This is a genomic window from Natronolimnohabitans innermongolicus JCM 12255 (genome assembly GCF_000337215.1).
Taxonomy (GTDB): domain Archaea; phylum Halobacteriota; class Halobacteria; order Halobacteriales; family Natrialbaceae; genus Natronolimnohabitans; species Natronolimnohabitans innermongolicus.
In genome coordinates, this window is the sequence record NZ_AOHZ01000081.1 from 23,562 (window position 1) to 50,093 (window position 26,532).

The window sequence follows — 26,532 nt, forward strand, 5'->3', positions numbered from 1 at the left end:
TCTCGACCAGTCGAGCGGCGCCGTCGCGGGCTCTAGTTCGGGGTCGCCTACATGAAACCCCGATCGACTTCGTCGGTCTCGATCAGGTCCTCGAGTTCGGCGTTCATGAGCTCGTCGGCCTCCTCGAAGCGATCGGCGAGTTCGTCGAGTTCGTCGGGCCGGTCGTACTGATCGTACTCCATCGGGCCGAACGCGGGACTCTCGACGGCATCCATCACGTCGTCGAACAGGTCCTGCGGGCGCGTCGGCGCGTCCGCGTGCGTCTCGAGAACCGTCTGTAGCCGTTTCGAGACCGTCTCCGCGTGGTCTTCGTCTTCCGGCGGCGACTGGACGGCAAAGCGGCCGCCGGCCTCCTCACGGGGGAGAAACGACCCGATCTCGTCGTCGAGGTGACGGGCGACTCGGCCGCCGACGCCGCGGACCTCGAAGGGGTTCTTCGCGTACGTTTTCAGGAAGAAGACGCCGGCGGCCGGATGCGCGAGGTACATGTCCTCGCCGACGCCGCCGGCGCGGTCCCCGGCGACCGCGCGCCAGCCCTCCGGGTCGACGTTTCGGTCGGTGACGTCCTCGAGTACGTCCTGCCACTCGCGAATCCGCATAGGTGACAGTAGCGACGCGGACGGAATGAACGTATCGGTCGCGACGAACGTCGCCGCCGCAACTGATCGAGATAGACGACAGTCTCACCGGCTAACGGGACGCGAACCAAAAGGAATACGATGGCGCTCTCACCAGAGATGGTAACCGACGTTTGATAATGTCCGTCCGTAATACGCTCTCGCTCGTCGAACTGTTTCTCGCGACCCCGGCGAAGAGTTCGCTGCTGGCGTTCGGTCCGCTAGTGCTCGCACTCGGCCAGCTCGGCAACAGCTACGTCAACGGTATCTCACCCGTCGTCGCCGTTGGCTTCGCACTCGTCATGCTCGGCTTCGCCGTCGTGGCGATGCGACACCACGCCGCCGAGCACCGACTCCAGCGACTCGAGGCCGACCTCGAATCCTCGCCGGATGCGGATTCGCTGCGGTAACGGGCGCGACTACGCCCCCGTAGTGTCGGTCGCGACCCGCTGTGCCTCGCGGGCGTCGTAGGCGTTGTACCCGGCCAGCGCCGCGATGAGCAGCCCGGAGCCGAGCGTGCTCCAGAACGGACTGTCGGCCAGCCCCGCGCCCGCCGGCATCTCGAGTACGGCGGGCGCGACGATCAGCCAGATCCCGAGCAGCGCGATCAGTCCCGAGACGCCGACGCTGAGCGGGATGTCGTTGGTGACTCGGTAGTAGTTGTAGCCGGCGGCGACGAAGACGACGCCGCCGACGAGGACGTTGTTCCAGAACGCCGCGGCCGAGACGTCGTAGAGGCCGATCACTGACAGGGCGACCCACGCGCCGATGACGGCGATGACACCGCTGATGACCGACACTTTCCGTCGTCGCTCTTCGTTTGCGACCTTGGTCGCGTCGTCTCGCGGGTCCCGACCGGGGTCGTCCCGATCTCCGACGCCGGTGCCGGAGTCGACGTCGTCGGACGGGGCGTTGACTCGCTCCTCGCCGTCGGGTCCCGTTTCGGTCCCACTCGCCGTCTCCGGGTCGCGGTCGTCCCGGTTCGAGTCACTCATTGTGCTCGATTATCCGCCCGCGACGGGCAAAAACGTCGACGACTGTTCCACTCGGAACGGCGGACGGACTCGAGTAATCGGTCGTTACCGCGGCGCAAACGGGGGTCTGTTCGGCAGGTCCGATCGTTTTCGTCGACGCGCTCGTCCAGTTCGTCCGCCGCGGTCCGCCGATTGGGCCGGTGTACCAACCGCCGATCCACCTCGAACGTGACGCCATCGGACTGGTCGCTCCATCGTCGATCACGGCGCCGTAGTGCGGTTTGCTGACGCCGCTACCGAATCAACTTATAAAGAAACGGTTGCGAACGGTTTCGAATTGCGAAATCGTCTCCCTCTCCTCGAGTTCGCCGTCGATACGATCGCCCGCGACGGACGACGTCCGGGTCGTATCGCCGCCACGTGGCAGAATCCGCACTCCGGTCGTACTCGACCGAGATGGTTCCTCCGCGATCGATTTTGAACCGATCGAAACTGGTGCGTTCGGCTGGCGGCAACACGCTACCCCGAGTATAATAAACGTCCTCCGGAGACGCCGTTCGACCACGATGATTGGGTCACGCGACAGGCAGACGGCGTCCCGACGCGGAGGTGGGGGCGGATGAGTTCCACGCGCGGTGTGATCCGCACCGACGGCGCTTCGGCAGCGGACGCGCTCGACGAGTGGACGTCGCCGGGCGTCGGCGTGGAGTACGCGAGCGACGACGTGGCAATCTCGGCGACCCCGCGCGTGCACCGCTCCTCGAACTCGAACTCGAGTCGAACCCGTGGGTCAGACGACGGCGCGGTTCGGTGCTGGGTGATCGGCGACGTCTACGGTGCCACCGACGCGACCGGCGACGACGGCGCGTACGAGCCGCGTCCCGCGTCGGTCGATCCCGCACGGTACTGTCTGTCGCGCTACGAGTCCGACGACCTCGACTTCGTCGGCGACCTCAACGGGAACTTCGCGCTCCTTCTGTACGACGAGGAGCGCGAGCTGGTCGCGCTCTGTACCGACCGGCTCGGGACGGTCCCCCTCTACTGGGCGCGACCGGACGACGACACGATCGTCTTCGCGACGAACGTGCAGTTGCTCCCGTTCCACCCGGCCGTCGACACCGCGTTCTCCCCGGCGTACCTACACGAGTATCTCGCGTTCCGCCGGACGTTCGGGGTCAAAACGCCGTTCGAGGGAATCGAGACGTTCGGGCCCGGGACGGTCACCACGATCCCGCTGGCCGGCGGCGAGTCGACGACCGATCGGTACTGGCGACCGCAGTACCGACCTCGCGACGCGTCGTTCGACCGGTTCGTCGACGAGTTCGTGCGTCGATTCCGCACCGTCGTCGACGAGTGGACCCGCGACGAGAACGAGTACGGCGTGTTGCTCTCCGGCGGCAGCGACTCCAGGCTCGTGCTGGCCGGCCTCGAGGACGCGACGGCGTTCCACATGAACGACTGGATGAACCGCGAGGCCCGCATCGCCGAACGGGTCGCGTTCGAGACCGGCGTCGAGTTCGAACTGCTCGAGCGCGGCGCCGACTACCGGATCGGTGCGCTCGAGCGCAACCGGTGGGCGGACTCGTTCAACGGCTGGTTCACGCAGCCGTACACGAGCGGGTTCGAAGACGCGATCACCGCTCGGGTCGACGGACTCCTCTCGGGACTGTACGCGGATTCGCTGTTCGGCGGATACCCGATCCCGTCGCCGACGGCGTCGCTCGGCCCGCTGGGTTCGGTGACGCTGCCCGTCGAGCGATCGGTCGAGACGATCGACGACTACGTCGACTTGCTGCTCGAGCGGGCCCACGACGACCTCGAGATGCCGACCGACCTCCGGACGGTGCTCGAGTCGAACATCCGCCGCGACGGCGGCCGGATCGTCCACCACGGCGTCGCCTACGACTCGCTCGACGAACTCGTCTACTACGGCGACTGCTACCCGCTCTCGAACGACGACGACCTGCGGTTTCACGGGGCCCTCCGGCGGACGCTTCCCTACCGGTCGCCGTTTCTCGACAACCGGCTCGTCGACCTCTCGCTGTCGATGCCGATCCGGTACCGCCTCCGCCGCAATCTCGTCGACCGGGCGGTCGAGCGGCTGGCGCCCGAACTGGCCGCGATCCCCCACGCGAGCACCGGCGTGTCGCTCTCGCGATCGTTTCCGGCGTCCTACGCCGGCGAACACGCGACGGAGCTCTGGGACAAGTACCTCTCTCCGCGGTCGCCGCCGGAGCCGTACCTGACCGACGGGCCGTGGCTGGACGACGCCGAACTGCTGCGCTCGTTCGAGTTCGCGCCCGCCGTCCTCGAGTCGAATGCCGACCTCGTCGACGCGCTCCCGGGTCCCGACCTCGAGGGGGCGTGCGACCTGTACCGCGCCCACCGCCGCGGCGAGAACCACGTCGGCGGACTCTACACGCTGTTGACCGTCCTGACGATGCCCGCGACGGCGCGCGTACTCGACCGCGAATCGACGCGAGGCCGCGGTCGCCCGGCCGTGCCGTTCGGTCGGTGTCGCAAGCCGGAGCCGGAGGTGATCGACGTTGAATAGCGACCGCGACGCCGTCGTCGTCACCGCCTCGCGGTACCCCCACGGGTACGCGACCGTCAGATCGCTCGCCGGTCGCGGCGTCCACACTATCGCCGCGGTCGACGACGAGCGCCTGAGCGTCACCGCCTCGCGCCACTGCGACGAGTCGGTGTTGATCCCGCCGCCGAGTGCCCTCCCGGCGTACAGGGACGCGCTGTTGGGACTCGCCGCTCGCCCGGACGTGCGGACGATCGTTCCCCATCGGCCCCACGATCCGTACGTTCTGGCGAAGTACGCCGACGAGTTCGAACGCCACGTCGACGTCGTCGTCCCGGACCTCGAGACGCTGCGCTCGGTCCACGACCGGAAGCGACTCGCCGAGGCCGCTGAGCGTGCGGGCGCGGCGATTCCGTCGACCGAACTGCTCGGCGACGTCGACGACTGGAGCGGGGATCGAATCGTCAAGTCACGGTACAACCTGCTCACCGACGCCTACCTCGAGGAGTTCGCGTTCGAGGACTCGACGATCGCCAAATCCGTCGAGCACGTGCCGGCGGGCGAGACGCCGGACGTCGACGCGCTCACCGAGGCGATGGGCCACGAGCCGATCGTCCAGGAGTACGTCGAGGGCGAGGAGTACCTCTTCGGGGCGCTGTACGATCGCGGCGAGGCGCTCGCGACCTTCCAGCACCGCCAGATTCGCGGCGACTCCTACACCGGAAGCGGCGGCGTCTTCCGCGAGTCGGTCGCGATCCCGGATCTCGAGGCGGCCGGCCGGGCGATCCTCGACGAACTCGAGTGGCACGGACTCGCCTGCATCGAGTACGTTCGGGACGCGGAGACCGGCGAGTTCAGCATCGTGGAGATCAACCCGCGGATGTGGCAGTCGCTCGCGTGTGCGACCCGCGCGGGCGCTGACTTCCCCGCGTGGTACTGGCTGGCGGCCGCCGACCGGACCGACCGAATCGAGCCCGGTTACGAGCCCGGCGTCGGCACGCACTACCTCTACGGCGAACTCGAGCACCTGGTGAGCGTCGCTCGCGAGGCGTCGCCGTTCGTCGAGCGCCCGTCGCTGCCGGGTCGAGCGGCGGAGATCCTGCGTTCGTGTGCGACGACGCCCGCGTTCGACTACCTCCACCCGGACGATCCGCGACCGCTCCTCCGGCAGGTCAGAACCGAACTCGAGGACGCGGTGGCCAGACGGCGCTGAAACGCCCCGAAGCCGGGCGTCCGCGAGACCGATAGCGTTTTTGAGGACTCGGCCGTGACGATCAGTCGTGTACGTACGCGGAACCGTGGCGGGCGCGGTCGAGACGAAGTCGGTCAACGGGAGCGAACTCGCCGAGGTACCGGTGCGACTCGACCGCGAGCGCGACGACGCGGACGACGGGCCGGCGACCGACGACTCCCTCGCCGGAGACGGCGGTACCGCCGAGTCGGAATCGGCGGTCGACGACGGCGAGACGACCGTCGCCGAGCACGAGACGACGACGCTGACGCTGTGGGGAAAGTGGACCGAGTCGGCCGACCTCCTCGAGCCGGGCATGGAGCTGCTGGTCACGAACGCCGCCGAAAAGACGTTCCGCGGCGAGGACCGGTACGCGACGACCGGCGACTCCTACGTCGTCGTCGAGCCCTCCTTCCTGGTGAACGTGACCGCGATCCGCAACTGGGTCGAGTGTCCCCGACTCTACTACCTGAACAAGCTCTCCGGCGTGCCGCTTAACTATCCCGTCGTGAAGGGGACCCTCGTCCACGAGGTGTTCGGCGATCTGCTTCGGGGGCGGGATCTCGAGGAATCCATCGACGCCCGCGTCGAGGAGCGCGGCCTCGAGCTCGGCCTGCTCGGCGAGTCGCCCGAGAGCGTCGCCGAGGACGTCCGCGAGAACGCCGGGGCGATCGAGGGCTGGCTCGAGCAGGGTCGCCTGACGGAGGAGGATAGCTGGCGCTCCGAACAGCTGCTCATCAGCGAGACGTTCGGCATTCGGGGCCGCGCCGACGCCATCCGGCGGGGCGCGCCGGTCGAGCTCAAGACCGGGAAGAACCTGAAGAAAGAGCCGCGGTTCAAGGACAAGGTCCAGGCCGCCTGCTACGCGCTCATGCTCGAGGAACACGGCGGCGACGTCGACCTCGGGACCCTCCTCTACACGAAGAACTCGGCGCTCGATCGAAACGAGGAAACCGGCGACCTCACGCCGGCCAAGGAGTTCACGATGGGCGACGGACTGTTGAAGTTCGTCGTTCGGCTGCGCAACGAACTCGCCGCGATGGAGATCAAGGGGGACGTTCCGACGGGGTACGAGGGCTCCGCGAAGTGCGAGTACTGTTTCGAACAGGATACCTGCATGGTCGTCTCGGGCCGGCTCGACCAGGAGTCCAAGGCCGGCCAGATCGGGCAGGCGCTGCCCGACGAGGAACTCGAGTACTTCGAGCGGTTCTACCGGGCGATCGAGGAGGAACGCCGGGAGGTCCACCGCGAGTACGCCAAGCTCTGGAAGCAAGACGCCGCCGAACGGGCCGACGACGACCGCGCGCTGATCGACCTCGAGTTCGTCGAGAAGCGCCCGCTCGACGAAGGTCGCTGGGAACTGCACGCTCGCCGGACGAGCGGGGCGACCTCGAAGATCCGGGAGGGCGATTTCGTCCTGGCCAGCGACGGTCACCCGGTCCGCGGAAACGCGGAACACGCCCGTATCGAGCGACTGGACGAGGACCAGGTCGTCCTCACGGCCGACGAGCCCGTCGAGGTCACGCGACTCGACGTCTACCCCTCCGAGCTGACCACGGACCGGCTGCTCGCCGCGTTGCACGACGCGCTCCTCAAGGGCGACGAACGGCGCAAGGACGTGCTGTTCGGCCGGACCGACCCCGAGTTCGAACCCGTCGAGGAGCCGTTCATCGACAACAACGCGGCCCAGAACGAGGCCGTCACGAAGGCCGTCGGCGCCCGCGACTGCGCGCTGATCCACGGCCCGCCCGGGACGGGCAAGACCTACACCATCGCCCGCGCCATCCGCGCGATGGTCGAGCGCGGCGAGCGCGTCCTGCTGTCGGCGTTTACGAACCGCGCCGTGGACAACGCCCTCGAGGCCGTACTCGAGCAACTCGAGGAACGCGGCGAGATCGACGCCGACCGCGTCGTCCGCGTCGGCTCCGAGAGCGGCGTTCGCGACGACATGGAGCCGTACCGCCTCGAGCGCGCGGGCGACCCCGAGGATCGACTCGCCGAACTGCAGAACGCGCAGGTGGTGGCGGCCACGACGGCGACCTGTGGCTCCCGCGTGATGAAAGAGCAGGCTTTCGACGTCGCGCTGGTCGACGAGGCCGCCCAGCTGACCGAGCCGGGAACGCACGCGGCGATCAACCTCGCCGACCGGTTCGTCCTCGTCGGCGACCACGAGCAACTGCCGCCGGTCGTCCGCGCGGAGAACGACCTCACCGAGTCGCTGTTCGAGCGGCTCATCGAGCTGCACCCCGACGCGGGCGTCATGCTCGACCGCCAGTACCGGATGAACCAGCGCATTCAGGCGTTCGCCTCGCGGGAGTTCTACGACGGAGCGCTCCGGCCCGCCGAACCCGAGGTCGCCGCGCGGACGCTGGACGACCTCGAGGGCGTCACCCGCGACGCGCTCCCCGCCGCCCTCCGGGATCCGGTCGCGTTCGTCGACGTCGAAGGCGACGGGGGCCAGTACACCGACAGCGAGGAAGCCGCGGAGATCGCCGACCTGATCGAGACCTACGAGGCCGCCGGCCTCGAGCGCAGCGAAATCGGCATCATCGCCCCGTTCCGCGCGCAGGTGTCGGAGATCTCGACGCACGTCCCCGACGACGTCGCCGTCGACACCGTCGATCGCTTCCAGGGCTCGAGCCAGGAGCTCATCGTGGTCTCGTTCACCGCGACGGGGACGCTCGAGGGACCGATCTTCGAGGACTACCGGCGGATCAACGTCGCGTTGACCCGGCCGAAACGCGCGCTCGTGCTCGTCGGCGACGCGTCGGCGCTGGGTTCGGATCCCGTCTACGGACGGATGCTCGAGTGGGCGCAGGCCTGATCGCGACCGCCGTCTCCGCGAATCCAACGTTGACAGGCGAGCGATTTTTAACGGTACCGACAAATCAGTATCCGTGATCCGTTTCGAGGACGAAAGCGAAGCCATCCGCGACGCGGCCTCGGCGGAGTCGGCCGATCTCGCGGCCGCCGTCACCAGCCTGGCCGAGCCGGCGGTGTTACTGACGATCCTCGCAGTGGTGTTCTGGGTCGGCAACCGACGCCGGACCGCGCTCGTGCTCAGTTACGGCGTCGCGGCGCTCGGCTTTTACGTGAGTCTCGAGGCGTTGCTGGGTCTGCCACACTCCCTCGAGAGCGCGTTGCTCGCACCCGCCGAAGTCGGTGCTGACGGCTTTCCGAGCGGACACGCCTTCGGAGCGATGGTCGTCTACGGCGGGTTGGTCGGCGCGTACGAGCGCCTCCGAGACCCGCTCGCCGTCGCTATCGCGGGAGCGCTGATCGTCGCCGTCTCGCTGTCGCGCGTGATCCTCGGCACCCACTACCTGGGCGACGTCCTCGTCGGCGCTGCCCTCGGCGTCGGGTTCGTGATTGCGATGAATCGGCTCACCCGCGGAGCGCCGGTCGTCGGCTTTCTGATCGCGGCCGTCCTTGCCGGACTGGCCGTCTTCCTCCCCGAAACGGCCGCGTACGACGTCCTCGCACTCGGCGCGGCGCTCGGCGGCTTGCTCACCGCGGGCTGGATCGACCGCCTGCCGTCGCCGCGCTCGCGACTCGAAGCCGCCGTGCTCGTCGTCGCCGGCGTCGCCGTCGTCGCGGCGATTCGGCTCGTCGAGACGGCCCTCGAGTTCGCGCCGCTGCTCGTCGCGCTCTACGCCGCGTTCGTCGCGTGGGTCGTGTTCGCGCCCGAACTCGTGGGGCGGCTCTCGAGCGCGCTCGATCGGACTCGAGTGGAGTCGTAGCGTCGTCGTCGCCGATTCGCCCCCTCGAACCGCCGACGCTTTTCTCGGTCGACACCGAAGCGCCGCCATGAACCTACCCCTGGGCGAGGGAACGATCGACGTCTCCCTGCCCGCCTGCGAGGTGACGGTCGCCGAGCCGCCAGGCGGCGAGTCGGTCGCCGTCCGTTCGGCCGCCGAGAACGCGCTCGACGATCCGCTCGGGCCGGCGCTGTCGGAGCGCGTCGATCCCGACGACGACGTCGCGATCGTCGTCACCGATATCACGCGCAAAGCGCCGGACGACGTGTTGCTCGACGTCCTGCTCGAGCGACTGTCGTCCCGTGGCGTCGCCCGCGAGCAGGTGACGGTCGTGATCGGCCTCGGACTCCACCGCCCGATGACCGACGCGGAGATCGAGACGATGCTCGGCCCGCACGCGGAACTGGCGGTGAACCACGACCCGGAGTCGGTCGTCGAGGTCGGCACCGTCGACGCGGGTGAGCGCGACGTTCCCGTCGAAATCGGCGAACCGGTCGCCGAGGCCGATACGGTGCTCTCGACGGGCGTCGTCGAACCCCACCAGTACGCGGGCTTCAGCGGCGGCGCGAAGACCGTCGTCATCGGCGCCGGCAGCGAGTCGATCATTCGATACACCCACGGCCCGGAGATGCTCGCCAACGACGGCGTTCGTCTCGGTCGCGTCGACGGCAACCCGTTTCGCGAAACGCTCGACGCGGCCGGCGACCTGGCCGGCGTCGACTTTTCGGTGAACCCCACCTACGGCCCCGCGGGCGTCCTCGGCGTCCGCGCGGGCGACGGTCGCCGCGTCGTCCGCGAACTCGCCGCGGTGGCTCGAGACGCCCTCTCGGTCTCGGTGCCGAGCGACCGTGAGTTCGACGCCGTCGTCTGCGGCGTCGGCGCGCCCAAGGACGCGAACCTCTACCAGGCGACCCGCGGGGCGACCTACGTCGCGCTCGGCGATCGCGATCCGCTCCGGGACGGCGGCCGACTGGTCGTCCCCGCCGAACTTCCTGAGGGGGCGGGCGACGGAACCGGCGAACAGCGCTTCCACCGTCGCTTGAGCGAGGCGACCGACGCCGAAACGCTCTACCGAGAGATGCGCGAGGGGTACGAACCCGGCGCCCAGCGGGCGTTCGTCGTGGCCCGCGTCCTGCGCGAGTACGAACTCCACGTCACGAACAGCGAGGCTCCAGACGTGGTCGAAGCGTGTCTCATGCGCGCCGAAGACGAGGTCGAGGACGCACTCGAGGCGGGCAGCGAGGTACTGGTCGTGCCCGACGCGTTGAACACGCTGCTCGTCGACGGCCGTTGAAAACGCGACGCGGTGCGACGTGACGCGGTGGGAGCGGTCGGCGGGACCACCTCGTCTCACCCTCTTTCGGGCGTCGTCGGCGCCGACGCGCGTGAGCCGGTGGGGAGGGGGTTTACCGCCGCCGGCGGTGTGGTACCGCCATGCTCGACTGGCTGCAGCCGCGCCATCACGGCCGTCGAATCGCGGTGTGGGTCGTCGCGGCGATCGGGCTCGTGTCCATCGCGACCGGCGTCGTCGCGATTCTCACCGACCCGGCGATCGATGCCGACGGCGTCCTCGGAATCGTCCAGTCGGTGGCGGAGTTCAGCGGCACCGTCGTCGGCTTCGCGCTGCTCGTCACCGCCTGGGGAATGCAGCGAGGCTACCGGATCGCGTACGTCGCCGCCGTGGGCTTCGTCTGTCTGTCCGCGGCCCACGGAATCGTTCAGTTTCGGACGCTGTCGGTGCCGCTGATCCTCCTCTCGGTCGGCGGGCTCGTCGTGCTCGTGACGACGAGCGACCGGTTCAGACGCTCGACGGCCTTCGACGCGACCCAGATCGGGGCGCTGCTGGCGATCGTCGGCGTCTTCTGTTACGGAACCGCGGGAACCTTCGCGCTCAGAGCGCAGTTCGACGGCGTGGAGACCGTCGTCGACGCGGCCTACTTCACCGTCGTAACCGCGAGCACCGTCGGTTACGGCGACGTCCACGCCGCAACGGACACGGCGCGCCTGTTCGCTATTTCACTCGTCGCCCTCGGGCCGACGACGGTCGCCGCGGCCGTCGGCAGCTTGGTCCGACCCGCGATCGAACGCTACCTCGAGCGAACCGGGCGCCGAGCGACGACCGCTCGCGACTCCGAGGTCGACTCGAGCGCCGAGACCGACGCCGGCTCCGGTCCGCACGTCGTCGTCCTCGGCGTCGGCGCGGGCGTCGCTTCGATCGTCGAATCGCTCGCCCGACGCGCGTCCGTCGTCGCCGTGACGAGCGACGGCGCGACCTCGAGCCTCCCGGACGGCGCCGACGAGGTCGTCGGGGATCCGACGGCGACTCGAACGCTCGAGCGGGCGGGCGTGACCTCGTGCGACGCGGTCCTCGTCGGACCCGACGCGGGCGACGTCGAGGCGGCGGTCGCCGCCGCGCGGTCGCTGACCGACGCCCGGATCGTCGCCGTGGCCGCCGGCGACTCGAGCGGAGCGTTCGAACGTAACGGCGCGGACGCCGTCGTCGATCCCGAGGCGGTGGTGGCCGAGGTCACCACGGACGCGCTGCTGGATCCGGACGGATTCGCGGCGCAGTCGTCCCCAGCGGACGTTTTCCGGCGCGGATAGCGGTCGCCCTCGCTCGAGACGCATTTTGGGGCGCACTCGAGGCGGGTGACCGCTTTCTGTTGCCCGGCACACGACAGCCGGTTGGCTCCCGTTCGAACCGATTCGGGTGTGTCCCTCCTCGAGACGCAACTGCGGTACTCGAACACCGCGCGAGCCCGATTTCGAATACAGTTTCCGATGAAACCGATATCAGCGACGGGTTTCGAAATCAGACTGGTCACCGATTACTGTATACGCTCTTCATGGATACTGTGGACAAGTTATTAATAGTTGTTTCACCTGGTTTCACGTATGACGGCAGGACCGCCGATCGACGAACTCCACTTCGAGGACGCACCGAACGTCGACTCCGTACCCGGGCCGAAGACCCGCTCGCTGCTCGAGAAACAGGAGGAGATCGACAGCAACGCGGTCGCCTACCCCGGCGACATTCCGATCGCCTTCGAGGACGGCAAGGGCGCGACGGTCCGCGACGCCGACGGTAACACCTACATCGACCTCTTCGCGGGCATCGGCGTACTCAATGTCGGCCACGCGAACCCCTACGTGTTAGAGGCCGTCCACGAGCAGGCCGACAAATTCGTCCACACGGTCGACTTCCCGACTGAGGCCCGACTCGAGTTGATCGAGAAACTCGACGAGATCGCCCCCGACGGCCTGCAGGGCAACCAGAAGGTGGTCTTCGGCGGTCCCACGGGCAGCGACGCCATCGAAGCCTCGATCAAGTTATCCAAGTACAACACCGGCGGCGACGGGCTGATCGCGTTCCGCGGCGCCTACCACGGCGCGACCACGGGCGCGATGAGCGTCACCGGGAACAAGGAGTTCAAGGGCCACTACACGCCGCTGCTGTCGGACGTCGTCCACGCGCCGTATCCGCACCCGTTCCGCCAGGACAAGACGCCCGAAGCGGCCGTCGACCACGCTTTAGCGGAGGTCCAGGCCATTCTCGAGGATCCCTACGGCGGCCTCGCAAATCCAGCGGGGATCATCGTCGAACCGATTCAGGGCGAGGGCGGCATCGTCACGCCCCCGGAGGGGTTCCTGCAAGGTCTTCGGGACCTGGCCGACGACAACGACGTCACGCTCGTCTTCGACGAGATTCAAAGCGGCCTCGGTCGCACCGGCCAGTGGTGGGCCAGCGACTGGGCGGGCGTCGCTCCGGACGCGATGACCTCCGCGAAGGCGCTGGGTGGCACCGGCTTCCCGCTCTCGGCGACGATGTACCACGAGGACCTCGACACGTGGGGTTCGGGCGACCACGCTGGCACCTACCGCGGTCACGTCGTCGGCATGCGCGCCGGCACCCGCGCCATCGAGTACATCCAGGAGCACGACCTGCTCGCCCACGCCCGTGACCTCGGGGAGTACATTCAGGACCGACTCCGCGAGGCGGCCGACGACACCGATCGTCTCGCCGAAATCCGCGGCAAGGGCCTGTTCATCGGTGCCGAGTTCGTCGACGAGGACGGGAAGCAGGACGGCGACGTCGTCGACGAGATCCAGCAGTACTGCTTCGAGCACGGCGTCCTCGTCTGGACCGCCGGCCGCCACGGCAACGTCCTGCGGTTCCTCCCGCCGCTCGTGCTCACCCACGAACTGGCCGAGACCGCGCTGGACGTCGTCGTCGACGCCATCGAGCACGCGACCGAGGAAGCCAAACAAACCGCCTGAACGATCGACTCGAGCGACAACCCATGGCAGACACGGAGCCCATCGAAACCGACGGCGCACCGAGCACCGACAACCCCTACTCGCAGGGCGTCCGCGCCGGCGACACGCTGTACGTCTCCGGCTACGGCCCCGTCGACCCCGACACCGGCGACGTCGTCGACGGCGACGTACAGGACCAGACCGTCCGCGTCCTCGAGAACATCGAAGCCGTGGTCGACGAGGCCGGCGGCGACGGCCTCGAGGACGTGGTGAAGGTGACGGTCTACCTGACCGACCTCGAGGACTACGAGCGGGTCAACGAAGCCTACGGCGAGCGCTTCGGCGCGGAGCCGCCGGCCCGCGTCTGCGTCGAGGTCTCGCGGCTGCCAGAGGACGTGCGGGTCGAACTGGACGCAGTTGCGTACCTCGGTTGAGGACGCCGCTACTCGGGAAGGGGGGGCCACGTCGCGGCCGACGTTTCCTCGATGAGTTGGGTTTGCGCGCGACGCAGCCGCTCCGACGCCGACGACGCAGAGATCTCCAGTTCCGTCGCGACCGCTTCCAGCGACGTTCGTCGCGGGATTTCGAAGTAACCCATCTCGTACGCGATTCGAAGGGCCTCGCGTTGGCGATCGGTGAGCCCGTCTCCGGGCGGCTCGGACGCCCCGTCTCGAGTGAGGCGCAAGAGTCGAAATCCGGCGTTTTCCCGCCAGAACGAGGCGAATTCGCCGAACGCCTCCCGATCGGCGAACCAGCCGGATTGTCGCCACCCGTCCGGGTTCACCTCGATTCGATCGATGACGGCGTCGACGGTGGCGAGCGCCTCGAGCCCCTCGAGATCGTCGATCTGGCCGCCGAGCTGTTGCTCGAAGCTGAGCGTCGGGACCGCCTGATACCGTCTCGTTGCGTCGGACGCGCCGATCGCCGTCCACGTTTTGACGTCGGCGGCGTCCGTCAGGGCCGTTTCGACCGTCCTCCACGGACCGTCCGTAACGGTGAGGATGAACAGCGGCCGCTCTCCGTGATTGTACTGGAGTTCGAGGAGGACTGTCGCCTCGGGCACCGTCCTCGAGACCTCGACGAGCGGAAGCGCGTTGCAGTGGATATCGAACGCTGCGACGAGTCCCATACGACCGCGTCTCGATAGCGGGTAATGGACGTGACGAAGACGGTCGGGGACCGCGAACGAACCGCGAATCGTTCGGTACGAATACCCCTGGAGCGTCGATCGGGATGTCCACGGACGGTCCGATCTGCTGTGCCGACCCCGATATAAACGGCCCCACCACTGAGAGAACGGCTTAGCCCGACCACGCTCGAACGCGGAGACGCATGCAGACGATACAGTCCGAAAGCGGAATCGACGTACCGTACGAACGTCGCGGCGACGGGCCGCCGTTGATCCTCCTCCACGGCGGAATGGCTCCCGCAGAGTACTGGACGCCGGTCGTTTCGCACCTTGACGACTTCACGACGATCGTTCCGCGGAGACCGGGGTTCGGAACCTGCCTCGCCGATCGCGACGAGATCGGCGCCGCCGACGTGCTGGATCGCGAGGTCGAGTACGTGCGAGCGCTCGTCGACGCCGTCGACGACGAGCCGATCCTCGTCGGCCACTCCTACGGCGCCCTCACCGCGATCGAAGCCGCGACGGATGCTGTCGCGAGCGCAGTCGTCGCCTACGAACCGGCGATCCTTCCCGACGACTATCGGCGCGACGCCGACCTCGCAGACCGGATGCAGTCGCTCCTCGAGGCCGGAAAACGACGGGAAGCGGTGAAGCGATACGTCGAGCAGGTCCTCCATCCCGACGGCGTCGACGACCTTGACGCGTGGCTGGCGGCGTGGCCCCCCTGGCCGACGTGCGTCGATCTCGCCGAGGAAGTCGTCCGGATGAACCGGGCCGTCGAACAGTACCGACTTCCCGATCGCCTCGACGTGTCCGCCCCCGTGCTCGTGTTATCCGGGACCGACGGCCCCGACTTTCTCCGCGAGAGTGCGCGTGCTGTTCACGAGGCGGCCCCGCACAGTCGCTTCGTCGAGTTCGACGGCGTGAGCCACGCCGGTCCCGCCGAAGCGCCCGAACGGATCGCCGCGACGATCCGCTCGTTTCTCCACGCGAACTCGAGAGCGGTCCCGACGCCTTTGCGCTGATCGAGTCGCTATTTCGGCCGCCGTTCTCGAGTCGGCGTCTGATCGAGAGAACGACGGTATTGTAGCCGTTGTACGTCAATGCAGATCCGGTCGCGCGATCGCTGTGGGTCGGTGCTCCGTTTCATACGGGTTACTGTCCGTCAGGTCCGGCGCACCCGCGACCCGGGCGGCGGTTGCGCCGGGACAGCGGGACAGCAATCCGTATGCGTCCTCGAGAGCTCACCGCCCATCCGCTACTCGGCATTCGTTCGTCGGTCGTCTGACCCGACTCTCGTCCGCGTCGTAACGAATCGAACGACGTCGGGCACCATCGGGTACGCCCAGACGTCGCCGAAAACGGCCTTTCCCATTCCGATCAACGGAAAGACGACGTTCACCCAGGAGAGGACGAACACCGCGATAACGGCTGCCAACACCGGGAGCGAGAGCACCGTCTCGAGCGCGCCGGGCAGCGCGATCCGATCGGTCAGTCCGGCGAGGCCGAACAGCCCGGCGAGCGCGACGACCCACGCGGCCGTGACGATCGTCTGCCAGTTGAGCGCGATACGCGCGTTGGCGCGCGTAAACTCGTGGCTCGAGTACCGATACAGGAGTCCGGGAATCAGGATGCCCCAGAGCGGAATCGCCCCGATGAGGTGGACGGAGATGCCGAGGAGCGATCGTTCGGCTAGCAGTTCCGGGCCTGGTTGCGTCGACGGCTCGGTCGACGGCGAGTCGGTCGATGATGGGTTCGTGGACATGGATCGAACGTGATGGAGAGTCGGAGAGTGGGTTGGATTTTCGTCTCGAGTCACTTCGGCGCGAATCGGTCGACGGTCGCAGAGCGTTCACCGCGGTCGCCGGCACGTAGCTCACGAGCGGCGCGTTCGGCGACGAGAAGGACCAGACAGACGAGGAAGAGGTTGGCGGCGGCTTCGACCATCGCCGACGTCGCTTCCACGGGCGAATCCAGTCCGAAGACCCAGAGACCGATGCCGGCGCCGAACAGCACGAGGGAGAGCTGAAATCCGGCGAGCACCAGCGTCCTGATTCCGGCCGGATTCCGAAGGCGCAGGAACTGCCCGACCGAGAGGGTGTCGAGCGCGGAGTCTCGTGCCAGCGCGCGTTTTCCCTCCGGCGAGAGCGGCCACTGCGACTCGGGGTGATTGACGTAGTAGAGCGTGAGCGTCTCCGGGTACGTCTCGGCGGCCACGACGTCGATCTCCCGGAGTTCGTTGAGCCGGTTTCGCACCGTTTCCTCGCTCACCGTCGGTCCGACCAGCGCCTGTAGCTGGTGGACGGAGAAAAACGGACGCTCGGCCTCGAGCATGACCTCGACGACGTGGCGCTGCGTGAGCTTTTTCTCGAGCGTCGGATCGATCCGGTCGTCGATCCACACGGGGAGGGTCGTCATTGCTATCTGTGTCGTCGAACGGCGATCGTATAAACCCCGGACCGAATTTGGCGGTCTCCAAACGCACATTCGTGCCCTCGCAACTGGTTCAAGCCGCGATTGAACGGTACTGGTTCTCCGGAAAGTGTGGTCTCGACCACGTTCAGCTCCGCCACCATACCGCCGCGGATGTCGATCATGATTAAGTATTCGCCGCTCCTAGAAACGGCAAGAATGGCCTACGACGTGCGAACCAGACTATCGGACCTCCGGCGGGCGTTTCACCGCCACCCCGAACCCGGCTGGCGGGAGTTCAAGACGACCGCCCGCATCGTCGACGAACTCGAGTCCCTCGGCGTCGACGAGATTGCCGTCGGTCGCGAGGCGCTGTCGACCGACGCGCGGATGGCCGTCCCCGACGACGACGACCTCGAGCCCTGGCTCGAGCGCGCCCGCGAGGCCGGCGTCCGCGAGGACGTTCTCGAGCGGACCGCGGGCGGTCACACCGGCGTCGTCGGCGTCCTCGAACAGGGCGAGGGGCCGACAGTGGGACTGCGCGTCGACCTCGACGCGATCTCGATGGCGGAGTCGGCGGCCGACGACCACCGCCCCGCTGCGGAGGGCTTTCGCTCGGAACACGAGGGCTACATGCACGCCTGCGGGCACGACGCCCACATCGCGATGGCGCTCGGAACGATCGAGGCGCTCCAGGACAGCGACTTCGCGGGTCGGTTCGTCGTCTTCTTCCAGCCCGCAGAAGAGATCTCCGGCGGCGGGAAGGCCATGGCCGAGGGCGGCTACCTCGAGGACGTCGACTACCTGCTCGCGGTCCACGTCGGCCTCGACCATCCCACGGGCGAGGTCGTCGCGGGCGTCGAGAAGCCGCTGGCGATGGCCCACCTGACGGCGACCTTCGAGGGCGCGAGCGCCCACGCGGGGAAAGCGCCCAACGAGGGCGGCAACGCCATGCAGGCCGCGGCGACGGCGATCCAGAACGCCTACGCGATCCCCCGCCACGCCGAGGGGATGACCAGAGTCAACGTCGGGCACATCGAGGGCGGCACCGCGAGCAACGTCATCGCCGAAGAAATCACGATGGAGGCGGAGGTCCGCGGCGAGACGACTGGCCTAATGGAGTACATGCGCACCGAACTCGAGCGGGTCTGTTACGCCGCGGCGGAGATGCACGACTGCGACGTGACGCCGCGGGTCATCAGCGAGTCGCCGCGGGCGGACAGCCACCCCGCGCTTCGGGACCTCGTCGGGCAGGTCGCCCGCGAGGTCGACGGCGTCGAACGAGTCGTCCCGACGACGGAGTTCGGCGTCAGCGAGGACGTCACCTACCTGATGGAGCGCGTGCAAAACGACGGCGGCCTCGCCTCCTACCTGCTGGTGGGGACCGACCACCCGACGAACCACCACACGCCGACGTTCGACATCGACGAGCGCTCCCTCGAGATCGGCGTCTCGGTGCTGGCCGAGACGGCGCTGGAACTCTCGAAGCGACCGGTCTGAGCGCGCCGGTGGATATCCTCGAGAACCGTCGGTGGCCCGCCGAACGACCGTTCCAGCAGAACACGTTAGCGTGCAGTCACGTCGCGCGGAACAGAAACGTTAATTCGCGCGCCAACTGTGTGTGAGGTATGAGCCAGGACGACGTGCCGGAGTCGCTGGAAACGGCGGCTGACTCGGATCGGCCGCGTGGCATTCTCACCCCCTCCGACCGCGACTTCCTGCTCGGTCGGAAGACCGACTACACGGACCACTCGAAAAAGCAGAAGCGAAACCGGATCCGCCGGCGGGTCCGCAACGCGATTCTCGATTTTAGCATTCTCTTCGAGTACATGGAAGAACGCGACCGGGAGACGGTGTTCGACCCCGACGCCGAGGACCGCGACGCCTACACGCAGGGGATCACCGACATGCTCGCGTTCCTCCACCTCGGGACGATGGGCTATCACACCCCGTTCAAGGACATGCTCTCGGAGGGCGTCGGCAAGGCCGAACAGCGCCTCGCTGGCTCGAACTACCGGATGGTCAACGTCGAGTTCAACGTCGAACCGGTCGGCCAGATCGACGTCGACGAGGTCGTCGAAAAACTCGAGAACGAGGAGTTCGCCCAGCTCACCGACGAGGAACTGCGCGCGTTCGTCCGGCTGTTGACGATGTCCGACGGCTTCTCGCCGGCCGAGAGCCGCGAGGAGATTCAGGACCGCGTCGACGAGTTCTCCGAACGTGTCGCCGAGAGCGCGGCAGAACGGGAGGAGAAACTCGAGGAGTTGACGAACTGATAAGCGGTCAGACCGCCGAATCGTCGTCGATCACCTCGGTGACACACCTACCGATACCGAGCAGCGGCTTCTCGCGCCCGTCGGCTCTCGTTTTCCGCTCGGCCGCCGACCGACGAGCGACTCGAATCGGACCACGATCACGGTGAGCGCACACGTAGCGCACCGACCGGGCCGTCGCATTCGATAATCGTCACCGAAACCGATCATCGAGACGTCGTCGGGAGCGGATGGTCGGTCCCGTCTCAGTCTCGAGACGGCCGCTATTGCTCGCCCGTGTGCTGCTGTGGCTAAAAGAACTCGCGATAGATGCGGCTGTTTTGTCAGTATCGGATTCCGAAACGGAGTATAATATACGACCGTCCAATTATTTCGCCTTGAGCGGTATCGGCTGAGACAAACGACAAATAAACACAATCCGTTATGCGAGTCGAGTTAGAGAAACGTTTATTGTGTACGCTGTGGTTTGGTTCGGTATGCCATCGCGCAGCACGGCAACTGGGTGGTCGAGCGCTATCGAACAGTTCGGCTGTCGCTCGAGCGACGGGGTGAGACCATGAGCGCCGACGAACAGGGGACGATCGAACGGTTCTTCGACGAACTCGATCCGGTCGTTTTCGCGTTCGGAGCGCTGTTGACGGTGGGCGTGATCGTCGCGTTCTTCGTCGATCGGAGCTTCGTCGCTGGCGGTATCGATACCGTTCACGACGAGATGCTCAGCTACTTCAGCTGGGCGCTGCTGGTGATCGTCTTCCTGGTCGTGCTCTTTCTCCTGTTCCTGATCGTCGGGCCCTGGGGGAAGATCAAGCTCGGCGATTCGGATCCGGAGTACAGCTTCCTCTCGTTTTTCGCGATGCTGTACTCGGCCGGCTTCGCCGCCGGCGTGGTGTTCTGGGGACCGACCGAAGGCTTGTTCTACTACGATACGCCGAATCCGATGTTCGGGACCGAGGGCGGAACCGCCGAGGCGATTCCGCTCGCGGTCCAGCAGACGCTGTTCCACTGGGCCTTGCCCCAGCTCGCGGTGTTTACGATCATGGGCATCGCGATCGGCTACTTCGCGTACAACTACGACGGCGTTCCGCTGCGCGTCTCGTCGGCGTTGACGCCGATCCTCGGCAAGGAGAACCTCGACGGGCCGGCCGCAAAGGTAATCGACATCCTCGCCGTCTTCGCGACGATCGGCGGCGTCGCGACTTCGCTCGGCTTCATCGGGAGCCAGTTCGTCACCGGGCTCGACTACCAGTGGGGGCTGAACTTCGGTGACACTGGAATCCTGCTGGTGGTGACGACGATGACGATCCTGTTTACGATCTCGATGGTGCTCGGAATCGACAAGGGGATTCGCCGCCTCTCGAACTTCAACATGGGGCTGTTCGTCGTCATCATGCTCGCGACGTTCATCGTCGGTCCGACGATGTTCCTCATGCTGCTCGGTTCGCAGGCCCTCGGCGGCATGATCAGCGACTTCGTCTCGATGAGCCTCTACACCGGTGCCGCCGAGGGGGGAACCGGCTGGGTCGAAGACTGGACCGTCTTCTACTGGGCGTGGGCGCTCTCGTGGTCGCCGTTCGCCGGGCTGTTCATCGCCCGCATCTCGAAGGGCCGGACCGTCCGCGAAGTTGCCTTTACCGGCATCGTCGCGACCTCCGCGGCGACGGTTCCGTGGTTCACGTTCGTCGGCGGCACCGCCGTCTTCTACCAGCACGAAGGGATCGCGGACTTCAGCGAGGTCATGGCGTTCGAGGCCGGCGCCGAAGTCTCCGGCTTCATCCTCTTCGACGCGTTCCCGCTCGGATCGGTGTTCATGATCGCGTTCCTCGTCCTCGTGACGACGTTCTTCATCACGTCCGCCGACTCCTCGACGCTCGCGGTCTCGATGATGACGACCGGCGGGAAGGCCAAACCGTCGAACATCAACCGCGTCTTCTGGGGCGTCGTCCTCGGACTCACCGCCGCGATCCTCATGATCCTCGGCGGCGAAGGCGGCGCCGGCGCACTGGAACAGGCCGTCGTCATCACGGGCGCGCCGTTCGCGTTCGTCTGTCTGCTCGCGTTGCTCTCGCTCGCCAAGGACTTCAGCGGAACGTACGGCCGCGTGTTACTGCAGGAACAAACGGTCATCTTCGGCTCGAGCGGCGTGACGTCCGAGAGCGAGGAGGATCCGTCCGTCACTGCCGACCCCGGCGACGACTGAGCTAACGGCTGCTCTTCTTTTCGCCGATCGTCGCGTGGCTGCCGTCCGGATGGTCGTGCTCACCTATAACAAGATTTAATGTACGACGTACACATTATCTGTGTATGAACAGGGACACTGCCCAACCGGACGTGGCCGCCTTCCCCGGACCCAACGCCCAGCAGTGGGTCGAGTTCCACCAGTCGAACTCGGCGCCCAGCGAGTACTCCCACGAGTTCGTCTGGGATATCACGCGCGAGGCCGACGGCCCGTTCGTCACCGACGTCGACGGTAACGTCTTGCTCGATTTTACCTGCCACATCGGCGCGGCGCCGCTCGGCTACAACAACGAGAAACTCCTCGAGAAACTCGAGGCGTTCGACCTCGTCGAGCCGATGAAGATCGCCGGCCAGGACATGTACTTCGGCGCCGGCCCCACGCCCGAGGAGTCCGACGTTCCCGGCTCGAGTCACCTCATGGACAAGCTGACCGAGGTCTCGAGTCAGTACGGGATGGACACCGTGTTCCTCTCGAACTCGGGCGCGGAGGCCGTCGAGAACGCGATGAAGATCACGAACGACTACCGCGCACCCGCGAAGTACGGGGTCTCGTTCGCCGGCAGCTTCCACGGCCGGACGCTCGGGACGCTCTCGATCACGAAGTCGAAGGAAGTCTACACCCGCCACTACCCGCAGATCGACGGCATCGAGACGGTGCCGTTCTGTGCGGATCGGGGCTGTGACGCCGATAGCTGCGACTGCGGCTTCTTCGCCGGCGGCGGCTCGCAGCTCCGCGGCATGCTCGCACCCGAAGGCGGCCACATCAACCCCGACGAGATCGCCTTCCTCACCCTCGAGCCGATCCAGGGCGTCGGCGGCTACCGCTTCCCCAGCGAGGCGTTCATGCAGGAGGTCGCGGACGTGACCGACGAGTACGACATCCCCCTCGTGGTCGACGAGATCCAGTCCGGCGTCGGCCGCACCGGCGAGATCTGGGCCTCCGACCACTACCCCATCGAACCGGACGTGATCGCCAGCGCGAAGGCGCTGCGCGTCGGCGCGACCATCTCTCGATCGGAACTCTTCCCCGAGCAGAAAAACCGGCTCGGCTCGACGTTCGGCGGCGGCGATCTCCTGGGGTCGATGATGGGGACGTTCACCCTCGAGGCGATTCAGGAGCACGATCTGCTCGAGAACGCGACGCGACGCGGCGAGCAGGCCAAAGAACTGCTGCGCGACGAGACGCCCGGGTACGTCGAGGACGTCCGCGGGAAGGGCCTGATGCTCGCCGTCGAGTTCGACACCGCCCAGCGGCGCAACGACGTCGTGGCCGAATCGCTGAAGCGGGGCCTGTTGACGCTCGGCTGCGGCAAGAAGACGATTCGACTGTTGCCGCCGCTGGACTCGAGCGAGCGCGAGATCGAACTCGGCGTGGGGATCTTCTGTGAAGCGATCGAGGCCGTCGGGCCGAGCGCAAAGGCGGCCTGATCGAAACGAGGTCTGCCGATCGAGTCACCGCTTTCGCTTTCGATTCTGGTTCTATAGTAGCCAGTGAAACGATTTACACACCGATCTCGACGCTGTCCTGCGATCGGGTGTGCATTGACTTTCACTGGCTACTATATTTTCTTCCTCTCGTAGCGTACCGGGTCACGATCAGTCGCCAACGTAGGTCACGTCGATCTGCCGCGAGAGCAGTCCCGCCAACAGGAGTCCCGCGAGCGGCGCGGCGTAGCGGCCCAACCAGGTGACGATTTCACGGAAATTCGAGGGGCGCATCTGGGCGGTCCCTCCGACCCGGTAGTAGGTTCCGTCATCGGTTCGAATCGTCGTTTCAGGAACGTCGACTTCGCCGTGAGTCTGTGTCTCACCGTCCTCAATGGCCTCGACCACAGCCGACGGAATTTCGTCTCGGTCTGCCTCGAGGTCGAGCGACACGTCCTCGAGTGCCGCCTCGGGATCGGTCTCCTCGAGTTCGAGGTAAACGGGATGGTAGCCACCGTCGTCCTCGTCGCCGAACGCGAACGTTGTCTCGTAGATCGTGCCGTTCACCCAGACATACTGGTACGCTGGTGTGCCCCACGCTGGTGACATCCAGTCTGGATTACCGGTTTTGAATCCAGCGTCGAACCGATCGTCCTCGTCGGACTCCGCGAGGTAACGTTCGAACGCACACATTCGAATATTGTCTGCGTACGGGGCGGTGCCGTCGGAACAGGCAATCTCGTCGCTGATCGCGTCGGTACGGATGTTGCTGTGACCGTCGAGCCAGACGTTGCCCTGATCGGTCGACACCTCCGCTCGCTCGTAGGTATGGACCATCTCGTCGAGACCCAGCGAGCCGACGACGATCGGCATGCTGAGCAGCGAGAGCGCGAGAAGACCGAGCAGAACGTCCCGTCGACGGGGCGTCAAAACGCTGTCGGAGGGCATCATTCAACGATATAAACATCACTAATAAATACGTTTGGTATCGAACCGCGATTTGGATTCGGGTCCGATTCGTGGTCAGTCGAGCGAGTCCTCGAGCACGGACACACCACCGAGTCCGTCCAGTTTTTCGAGCACGCCCGCGAGATGCTCCCGACCGCTGCCCTCGAGACCGACGGTAACTGGAACCCGATTCGGTTCGTCACCGGCGGTCCGTCGAGCGCGCTCGAGGACGTCCAGTTCGGCGCCCTCGGACTCGACGGTCTCGACGACGTCACCCACCGCAGTCGGCCACCCCGCGACGGCCAGTCTGGCCTCGGCGTAGCGCTCGAGGGCGTGCAGGCCGGTCCGAGTGAGTTCCGCGTGTTCGGTGAGGTTGACGTTGCCGCCGGAGACGATAACGCCGACGTGCTCGTCCTCGAGGTCCAGGTCGGCGTCATCCGAGAGCGCGGCGGCCAGCGGCGCCGCGCCGGCGCTCTCGGCGACGGTCTTCGCGCGCTCGGCCAGCAGCGTGACGGCGGTCGCGATCTCGGTGTCGGTGACGCTCACCACGTCGTCGACGACCTCGCGGGCGTTGGCGAACGTGGTCTCGAGCATCCGCGTGTCGGCGATCCCCTCCGCGACGGTGTCGACGGTCTCGAGTTCGCGGATCTCGCCGGCCTCGAGCGACGGCTTCGCGTGGGCGGCCCCCTCCGGTTGCACACCGATAACCCGAATATCGGGATCGTGAGTCTTCAGCACGGTTCCGATCCCCGAGATCAGCCCGCCGCCGCCGATGGCGACGAGGACGGTATCGATCTCGGGGTACTGCTCGAGGAGTTCGAGACCGACGGTCCCCTGGCCAGCGATGATCGCCGGATCGTCGAAGGGATGGACGAAGGTCTCGCCCGTCTCGTCGGCTCGCTCGAGGGCGTATTCGTAGGATCGCTCGTAGATGTCGCCCTCGACGACGACCTCGGCGCCGTAGCCGCGAGTGGCCTCGATCTTCGCCGCGGGCGTGACCTCGGGGACGACGATGGTCGTTTCGATCCCCAGAAGTTGCCCGGCCAGCGCGACGCCCTGGGCGTGGTTGCCCGCGCTCGAGGTGATGACGCCCGCCTCGCGCTCGGCCTCGGAGAGTTGAGCCATCGTGTTGTACGCCCCGCGGATCTTGAACGAGCCCGTCCGCTGGACGGTCTCGAGTTTGAGGCCGACCGAGGCCGCGCCGCTCAGCTCGGCGGCGGTGCTCGAGGTGTCCAGCGGCGTCCGGTGGACGACGTCCGCGATGCGCTCGCGGGCGTCGTCGACGTCCGCGCGGCCGACGAGCGATCGCTCTCCCCCCCGTTCCCGACTCATTCGCGGCCCTCCGCCTCCGTCCGCTCGGCTTCGGCGCCGACCGACTCCGGCACGCCGTCGATGTGCGGGACCGGATGCCGACGCTCGAGTTCCCGGATCGTCTCGACGAGGACGTCGACGCCGTGTGCGAGGCTGCGCTCGTCGACGTCGAACGTCGGCGTGTGGTGGCTGGTGGGGTGGTCGGTGCCGACGATCAGATAGGTGGCGAGGCCGCCGTCAGCTTGGACGCGCTCCATCAGGAACGTCGCGTCCTCGCTGGCGCCGAAGTCCGCGGCCGGGACGACGCGGTCGATCCCCCGGACGCCCTCCGCGACCTCGCTGACGAGCGCCTGCAACTCGGGGTCGCTGTCGGCGCGCGGCGACTCGCTGACGACGTCGACGGTCGCCTGACAGCCGTGCATGCGGGCGGCGGAGCGAGCCGTGCGCTCGAGTCGCTCCTTGACGAACTCCATCAGTTCGGTCGTCTCGCCGCGGGCCTCGGCCTCCATGTGGGCGCGCTCGGCGATGACGTTGCTCGCGGAGCCGGCCTCCGCGTAGCCGATGTTCACCCGGGTCATCCCGTCGGCGTGGCGAGGAATGCCGTAGGCGTTCTCGATCGTCGTCCCCATCGCGTGCATCGCGTTCGCGCCCTCGTTGGGCGCCTTGCCCGCGTGGGCCGAGGTACCTTCGATCGTCAGGTCGACGTGGCACATGGCGAGGGGTTTCTCGATGCCCGCGATAACCTCGCCCGTCGGGTGATCGAGGCCGACGTGGACCGCGAGCAGGTAGTCCAGATCCGAGGCGAAGTCGCTCTTCGCCATCGGACAGCCGCCGCCGCTCGTCTCCTCTGCGGGCTGGAAGAAGACGACGAACCGGCCCGAAAAGTCGCTCTCGGCGATCGCCTCGAGGACGGCCAGTCCCCAGGTCATGTGGACGTCGTGGCCGCAGGCGTGCATCGTGCCCTCGATCTCCGAGCGAAAGCCCTCGCTCACGGGGTCGTGGTCCTCGCGCTTCGATTCCTCGATGAACAGGCCGTCGATGTCGACCCGCAGGCCGATCGCCGGCCCCTCGCCGCGCTCGAGGACCGCAACGGCGCCCGTGTTGCCGCCGGTCATGCGCTCGAGCACGGCGGGATCCGCGCCGCGTGCACGGGCGCGTTCGATCCAGGGCTCGAGGTCGTCGTCGGTGACGGCCATCCGATCTGCGGGGTCGTAGGCGTCGGGGCCGACGGCGAGTTCGTCGACGCCGATCGCGCGGATCTCTTCGACGAGGCGCGCGGTGGTGGCGAACTCGCGCCAGGCGGGTTCGGGATGGCGGTGCAGGCTGCGACGGAGGGAGACCAGCCGGTCGCGTATCGGCTCGTTCATGACAGTCACTAACGCGCCCCGGGGACTTAATTATACACAATCAGTGTTTACGATGGGTACACAAA

Annotated in this window: 22 protein-coding genes; 14 read left to right on the forward strand and 8 right to left on the reverse strand. The window is 67.0% G+C overall.

The annotated features are described in order from the left end of the window. Positions 1–47: 47 nt before the first annotated feature. The gene (locus C493_RS16670; protein WP_007260651.1) at positions 48–599 is read right to left on the reverse strand and encodes a helix-hairpin-helix domain-containing protein; all 552 of its coding nucleotides are present in this window, start codon (positions 597–599) and stop codon (positions 48–50) included. A 158-nt stretch (positions 600–757) separates the two neighbouring features. On the opposite strand from C493_RS16670, the gene C493_RS16675 reads away from it, so the two are divergent. Beyond that, on the forward strand, positions 758–1,027 hold the full coding sequence (locus C493_RS16675) for a hypothetical protein (protein WP_007260652.1): 270 nt from the start codon (positions 758–760) through the stop codon (positions 1,025–1,027). Between the two features lie 9 nt (positions 1,028–1,036). Here C493_RS16675 and C493_RS16680 read toward each other — a convergent pair whose 3' ends face one another. Next, on the reverse strand, positions 1,037–1,612 hold the full coding sequence (locus tag C493_RS16680; RefSeq protein WP_007260653.1) for an SPW repeat domain-containing protein: 576 nt from the start codon (positions 1,610–1,612) through the stop codon (positions 1,037–1,039). A gap of 598 nt (positions 1,613–2,210) precedes the next feature. Here C493_RS16680 and C493_RS16685 point away from each other — a divergent pair. From C493_RS16685 to C493_RS16720, 8 genes are all read left to right on the forward strand, one after another. Then, positions 2,211–4,145: an asparagine synthase-related protein gene (locus tag C493_RS16685; protein WP_007260654.1), complete on the forward strand. Its 1,935-nt coding sequence runs from the start codon at positions 2,211–2,213 to the stop codon at positions 4,143–4,145. Continuing rightward, positions 4,138–5,334, forward strand: a complete 1,197-nt coding sequence (locus tag C493_RS16690) for a carboxylate--amine ligase (protein ID WP_007260655.1) — start codon at positions 4,138–4,140, stop codon at positions 5,332–5,334. The genes C493_RS16685 and C493_RS16690 overlap by 8 nt, the downstream gene beginning before the upstream one ends. 67 nt (positions 5,335–5,401) lie before the next feature. Further along, positions 5,402–8,176 carry an AAA domain-containing protein gene (locus C493_RS16695; RefSeq protein WP_007260656.1) on the forward strand — a complete coding sequence of 925 codons (2,775 nt, stop codon included), beginning with the start codon at positions 5,402–5,404 and terminating at the stop codon, positions 8,174–8,176. A 73-nt stretch (positions 8,177–8,249) separates the two neighbouring features. After that, entirely contained in the window at positions 8,250–9,092 is an 843-nt protein-coding gene (locus C493_RS16700) for a phosphatase PAP2 family protein (protein WP_007260657.1), read from the forward strand. A 67-nt stretch (positions 9,093–9,159) separates the two neighbouring features. Then, positions 9,160–10,404, forward strand: coding sequence for a lactate racemase domain-containing protein (locus C493_RS16705; protein ID WP_007260658.1), 1,245 nt, complete (start codon positions 9,160–9,162; stop codon positions 10,402–10,404). A gap of 140 nt (positions 10,405–10,544) precedes the next feature. Next, positions 10,545–11,714, forward strand: coding sequence for an ion channel (locus tag C493_RS16710; protein ID WP_007260659.1), 1,170 nt, complete (start codon positions 10,545–10,547; stop codon positions 11,712–11,714). A 291-nt stretch (positions 11,715–12,005) separates the two neighbouring features. Then, the gene (locus C493_RS16715; protein ID WP_007260660.1) at positions 12,006–13,388 is read left to right on the forward strand and encodes an aspartate aminotransferase family protein; all 1,383 of its coding nucleotides are present in this window, start codon (positions 12,006–12,008) and stop codon (positions 13,386–13,388) included. A 23-nt stretch (positions 13,389–13,411) separates the two neighbouring features. Continuing rightward, the gene (locus tag C493_RS16720) at positions 13,412–13,801 is read left to right on the forward strand and encodes a Rid family detoxifying hydrolase (RefSeq protein WP_007260661.1); all 390 of its coding nucleotides are present in this window, start codon (positions 13,412–13,414) and stop codon (positions 13,799–13,801) included. Positions 13,802–13,809: 8 nt separating this feature from the next. Here C493_RS16720 and C493_RS16725 read toward each other — a convergent pair whose 3' ends face one another. Further along, a complete protein-coding gene (locus C493_RS16725; RefSeq protein WP_007260662.1) occupies positions 13,810–14,496 on the reverse strand; it encodes a helix-turn-helix domain-containing protein in 687 nt (228 codons plus the stop codon). Between the two features lie 203 nt (positions 14,497–14,699). Here C493_RS16725 and C493_RS16730 point away from each other — a divergent pair, with 203 nt between their 5' ends. Then, entirely contained in the window at positions 14,700–15,521 is an 822-nt protein-coding gene (locus C493_RS16730; RefSeq protein ID WP_007260663.1) for an alpha/beta fold hydrolase, read from the forward strand. Positions 15,522–15,754: 233 nt separating this feature from the next. On the opposite strand, the gene C493_RS16735 is transcribed toward C493_RS16730, so the two are convergent. Next, entirely contained in the window at positions 15,755–16,261 is a 507-nt protein-coding gene (locus C493_RS16735; protein ID WP_007260664.1) for a DUF4870 domain-containing protein, read from the reverse strand. 50 nt (positions 16,262–16,311) lie between these two features. Continuing rightward, the gene (locus tag C493_RS16740; protein WP_007260665.1) at positions 16,312–16,914 is read right to left on the reverse strand and encodes a hypothetical protein; all 603 of its coding nucleotides are present in this window, start codon (positions 16,912–16,914) and stop codon (positions 16,312–16,314) included. A gap of 213 nt (positions 16,915–17,127) precedes the next feature. Here C493_RS16740 and C493_RS16745 point away from each other — a divergent pair, with 213 nt between their 5' ends. The 4 genes from C493_RS16745 (at position 17,128) to C493_RS16760 (ending at position 22,844) form a co-directional block, all read left to right on the forward strand. Then, positions 17,128–18,408, forward strand: a complete 1,281-nt coding sequence (locus C493_RS16745) for an amidohydrolase (RefSeq protein WP_007260666.1) — start codon at positions 17,128–17,130, stop codon at positions 18,406–18,408. A gap of 128 nt (positions 18,409–18,536) precedes the next feature. After that, positions 18,537–19,184 (forward strand): hypothetical protein, encoded by a 648-nt coding sequence (locus C493_RS16750; protein WP_007260667.1) that lies wholly within the window; start codon positions 18,537–18,539, stop codon positions 19,182–19,184. Between the two features lie 553 nt (positions 19,185–19,737). Further along, entirely contained in the window at positions 19,738–21,378 is a 1,641-nt protein-coding gene (locus tag C493_RS16755) for a BCCT family transporter (protein ID WP_049889439.1), read from the forward strand. A gap of 104 nt (positions 21,379–21,482) precedes the next feature. Continuing rightward, positions 21,483–22,844, forward strand: coding sequence for an aminotransferase class III-fold pyridoxal phosphate-dependent enzyme (locus C493_RS16760; RefSeq protein ID WP_007260669.1), 1,362 nt, complete (start codon positions 21,483–21,485; stop codon positions 22,842–22,844). A 168-nt stretch (positions 22,845–23,012) separates the two neighbouring features. Here C493_RS16760 and C493_RS16765 read toward each other — a convergent pair whose 3' ends face one another. The 3 genes from C493_RS16765 to C493_RS16775 form a co-directional block, all read right to left on the reverse strand. Further along, on the reverse strand, positions 23,013–23,789 hold the full coding sequence (locus tag C493_RS16765; protein WP_152421189.1) for a hypothetical protein: 777 nt from the start codon (positions 23,787–23,789) through the stop codon (positions 23,013–23,015). 75 nt (positions 23,790–23,864) lie between these two features. Then, a complete protein-coding gene (gene ilvA / locus C493_RS16770; protein ID WP_007260671.1) occupies positions 23,865–25,121 on the reverse strand; it encodes a threonine ammonia-lyase in 1,257 nt (418 codons plus the stop codon). Continuing rightward, positions 25,118–26,467, reverse strand: coding sequence for an amidohydrolase (locus C493_RS16775; protein WP_007260672.1), 1,350 nt, complete (start codon positions 26,465–26,467; stop codon positions 25,118–25,120). The genes ilvA and C493_RS16775 overlap by 4 nt, the downstream gene beginning before the upstream one ends. Positions 26,468–26,532 lie beyond the last annotated feature (65 nt).